The following is a 4,313-nucleotide window of genomic DNA, read 5'->3' on the forward strand; positions in this document are numbered from 1 at the left end:
CCAAGAAAGCCACAAAACCTGCCGCGAAGAAAGCCGCGAAACCCGCAGCCAAGAAAGCCACAAAACCTGCCGCGAAGAAAGCCGCGAAACCCGCAGCCAAGAAAGCCACAAAACCTGCCGCGAAGAAAGCCGCGAAGCCCGCAGCCAAGAAAGCGACAAAACCCGCCGCGAAGAAAGCGACAAAACCCGCAGCCAAGAAAGCGACGAAGCCCGTAGCGAAGAAAGCTGCAAAACCCGTAGCCAAGAAAGCCACAAAACCCGCAGCCAAGAAAGCCGCGAAGCCCGTAGCCAAGAAAGCGACAAAACCCGCAGCTAAGAAAGCGACAAAACCCGTAGCCAAGAAAGCCGCGAAACCCGTAGCGAAGAAAGCCACAAAACCCGCCGCGAAGAAAGCGACAAAACCCGCCGCTAAAAAAGCCGCGAAACCCGTAGCGAAGAAAGCTGCAAAACCTGTGGCGAAGAAAGCGACAAAACCCGCCGCGAAGAAAGCCTCGAAGCCTGTAGCTAAGAAAGCGACAAAACCCGCAGCGAAGAAAGTCGCGAAGCCTGCAACCAAAAAAGCAGCCAAGCCCGCAAAGAAAGCCGCAAAGCGCGGTCGTAAATAATTTCAGAAAATCATTACCGGCAGTTGAAGCAATTTCAGCTGCCGGTTTTTTTGTGCCCTGCCGCTTACGCAGGATTCCGTACTTTTGCGCCCATGTCAGATACCAATTTCGTCGATTACGTAAAAATCTGCTGCCGCTCGGGTAAAGGCGGTGGCGGCTCGGTGCATCTTCTGCGCACGGCTCAAACGGCCAAAGGTGGCCCCGATGGCGGCGATGGCGGACGCGGAGGCCACGTAATTGTGCGCGGCAACAACCAGCTTTGGACATTGCTGCATTTGAAATACCGAAAACATGTAATTGCACAGGACGGCGAATCGGGCGGACGACAAAACATGTCGGGCGCTTCGGGACGCGATGAAATTATTGAAGTGCCGCTGGGTACTGTAGCTAAAGACGCGGAAACCGACGAAATCCTGTTTGAAATTACAGAGCATGGCGAAGAACGCATCATTGTACCCGGTGGGCGTGGCGGTTTAGGGAACCAGCATTTTGCAACGCCTACACGCCAAACACCACGCTTTGCTCAGCCCGGCGAACCCGGCCGCGAAGAATGGAAAATTCTTGAACTCAAACTCCTCGCCGATGTCGGACTGGTGGGTTTTCCTAATGCCGGTAAATCTACACTGCTCTCTGTGGTGAGTGCCGCAAAACCCGAAATTGCCGACTATCCCTTCACCACTCTGGTGCCCAATCTGGGTGTAGTAGGTTACCGCGATCACCGTTCGTTTGTGATGGCCGATATTCCAGGCATCATAGAAGGCGCACACGAAGGTCGCGGATTGGGTGTACGTTTCCTGCGCCACATCGAACGTAACTCCATGCTGCTTTTCCTCGTTCCGGCCGACAGCAGCGACATTGTACACGATTACGAAATCCTGCTCAACGAACTCGAACAATACAACCCCGAACTGCTCGATAAAAAACGCCTGCTCGGTATTTCTAAAGCCGACCTGCTTGACGATGAACTTTTCGATGCTCTGAAAAAAGACCTCGAAAAACAGCTTCGTAAAAAACACCGCATTCCTTTTGTTATTTTTTCTTCGCAAAGCGGAAAAAATGTCCAGAGCCTGAAGGATGAACTTTGGAAACTGATGAACAGCCCGGTCTGATTATTCCTTTTCTAAATCTTATCATTGAAAACCATGATGCTTTTGCCGTGGTTTTTAAACTCAGTTTGAAACGTTTTTAGTGTTTTTCCTGAAAATAGTTTCAGTAAATAGTGATTAAAGGCATAAATCACTACTTTTGGGCTGCCCATGAACTACCAGACCCGCCATCTCCTGCTGGCGCTGCTGGTGACCCTGGCCCCCTTCGTTGCAAGTGCGCAAAACGACCAGCGCATGCGTGTGTGTGAAGTTACGTTCGACCTTCAGAACGTAACCAGTGATAAAGACAGGGTAAAGGTTACCGCGGTGCCTCCTCCTGCCTCACGGCGAGTGGTTGAATATGCATTTCCATCGGTTCTTCCCGGCTTATACGGCTCAGTACAGGCGGGCAACTACATCAGCGAAATTGCTGCTTTTGATGATCGGGGGCATCGTGTGCGTGTGCGCCGCAAAGGGAAAAATACGTTTCGGTTTCATGTGCGTAAAGGACGTTCGCTGCGACGGATTGAGTATTGGGTTGACGATGTATTTGATGCCGGAAATGCTACAGGTACCGTGCCGCAGGCTGCAGCCACACGGTTTGAAAGCGGAAAGGAGTTTATGCTGCAGCAGGCATTTATGGTGGGCTGCTTTACACATGCGCCTGATGCTGCTTACCGCATAACGGTATTACATCCCCAGCATATTTATCCTATTACCGCACTTCCTTTCACACGCGAAACGCAAAGCCGCGACAAATTTTTCTGTCCGAATTATCAGAAACTGATTGATCAGCCCATATTGTATGGAGAGGCTGACACGCTGAACACCACATTCGGGCATATCAGTTTGCGCGTGGCTGTTACAGGTACAAATCATGCCGGGCGGGCACGTATTATCCGACGTGTACTTGCACCGCAAATCAGTGCCATGCAGCAGCTCACGCAGGGCACCTCGCCGCTTTCTTTTCTTATGATTTATCGGTTTGATGCTACCACCGATAATGAATTTCAGTGGAGCGGGGCAGAACACGAAGGCTGCGGTTATTTCTGTTTGCCCGATGTGGAAGACGAAAACCAGTTGGCGCAAATGGTTGATGAACAAACTGAGGGAACGCTTTACCGTATGCTGCCTTCCTTTACCGGTGTACTCGCACAATCGCAAAACGAAATGTTTCGTGAAATTGCGGCGGTGCCTGAAGTGTGGTGGTTTGGCAATGGCATGGCCGGATACATGAATCTGCTTGCAGCCGTGCGCGATTCGTCGATGAGTGAAGAGATGTTTATGGAAAAACTGCGCATGGCGATTCAGCTTAGCGAAACCGCGCCTAAAATACCGTTCACTGATCAGAAAGCCATTGCCCGCGCGCTGGCACGGCCTGATCAGGCTGCGGCTTTGCGGGCCCGCGCTTTGGTTACTGTTTTCCTGCTTGATATTCAGCTCGTAAATATGACGCAAACCAACACCAACCTCGGTTTGCAGTCGCTCTTTATGGACATGCTGGAAGGAAAACAGCATACCGGCAACGAGGAGCTTAAATCAATCATTGCCAAAAATAACGGCTGCAATGTCAATGCGTTTTTTGCCAATTACGTGTACAACAGTAAACCGCTTCCGCTTGTCGAATCGCTCGAAATGATTGGCTGGGCCTATGCCCCCGATGCAATTGACTCGGTGCTTAGTTTTGGATTTTTTACGCTGCAGTACATGGAAAGTAACGATGCGTTTTATGTACGCACAGCAGCTCCCGACAATCTTTTCGGCCTGCGCAGCGGCGACCGCATTCTCAGTGTTGACGGTGTTCTTGTAGGGATTGATAATTTTGAATACGCCATGTTGCCGGTGTACGAGCCCGAAGAAGGTTTGCCTGTAAGCCTTCGTTTTATACGCGGCAGCAATAACGATGAGCGCACCGTTATGCCCGAAATGCGCGAAGAATTAGTGCGGCATTTTGTGCGTATTGATCCGGCCGCCACCCAAAATGCACAGGTAAACCGCAACCGTTTGTTGCACTGCGAGAGTTCGTGGGGAAAAAAGGAGTAACCTCACATTGCCGAAAGAACAGGTACATTCATTTTTCGTAAACCAGTTTTTAAATTATGTTTCGCACGGTAATTCGCTGGCACCGTATTTTTAACAGTGCTGCCGATGCACTCAAACGTATTCCGCCCGGCAGGCCGCTGCTGCTGCATGTGGCCGGCCGCAAAGTGTGTGTGGTAAATGCGAATCAGCCCGGAAGTGATGCCCCGCCCGCATTTGCCGCTATTGAAGAACGCTGCCCGCACAACGGCTTTTCACTTGCTCAGGGGCAGACCATCTTTACAGAAAGCGGAGAATGTGCCCTTGTGTGTCCGCTGCATCGGTATGCATTTGGTGTACATAATGGAAGGCGTGTAAACGGAGGTGGCGAAACCGCACGCGCTTTTCCGGTTGAAGTGCGCCACGACGGGGTGTACCTCGGTACGGAAGAAATGGAGTGGGGCTGGAAAAAGAAAACAAACTAAGAAGCTGTCCAGATTTTGTTTTTGAGATTTGTTATGAGTTCATTTTTTCTCAGACAAGGCGGGGTTTGCAGCAGATACTTGGAGAGTATCAGCAAAAACTCCAACGAAGGATGAGATAA

The 4,313-nt window shown here is 50.8% G+C and carries 4 protein-coding genes; all 4 read left to right on the forward strand.

The genetic code is table 11. The features are described 5' to 3' along the window. A partial coding sequence (locus IM638_20335) for a hypothetical protein (GenBank protein MCA6365391.1) occupies nucleotides 1-605 on the forward strand: 605 nt, incomplete at its 5' end. A 92-nt stretch (nucleotides 606-697) separates the two neighbouring features. Continuing rightward, complete coding sequence (obgE, locus tag IM638_20340; GenBank protein ID MCA6365392.1) at nucleotides 698-1,714, forward strand: GTPase ObgE; 1,017 nt, start codon at nucleotides 698-700, stop codon at nucleotides 1,712-1,714. 147 nt (nucleotides 1,715-1,861) lie between these two features. Next, on the forward strand, nucleotides 1,862-3,733 hold the full coding sequence (locus IM638_20345; protein MCA6365393.1) for a hypothetical protein: 1,872 nt from the start codon (nucleotides 1,862-1,864) through the stop codon (nucleotides 3,731-3,733). A gap of 56 nt (nucleotides 3,734-3,789) precedes the next feature. Next, on the forward strand, nucleotides 3,790-4,194 hold the full coding sequence (locus IM638_20350) for a Rieske 2Fe-2S domain-containing protein (GenBank protein MCA6365394.1): 405 nt from the start codon (nucleotides 3,790-3,792) through the stop codon (nucleotides 4,192-4,194). Nucleotides 4,195-4,313: the final 119 nt, after the last annotated feature.

Source organism: Bacteroidota bacterium (assembly GCA_020402865.1).
GTDB lineage: Bacteria > Bacteroidota > Bacteroidia > Palsa-965 > Palsa-965.

Coding starts and splice junctions, on each gene's coding strand:
- obgE (MCA6365392.1), top strand. CDS start 698: ATGTCAGATACCAATTTCGTCGATTACGTAAAAATCTGCTGCCGCTCG.
- IM638_20345 (MCA6365393.1), top strand. CDS start 1,862: ATGAACTACCAGACCCGCCATCTCCTGCTGGCGCTGCTGGTGACCCTG.
- IM638_20350 (MCA6365394.1), top strand. CDS start 3,790: ATGTTTCGCACGGTAATTCGCTGGCACCGTATTTTTAACAGTGCTGCC.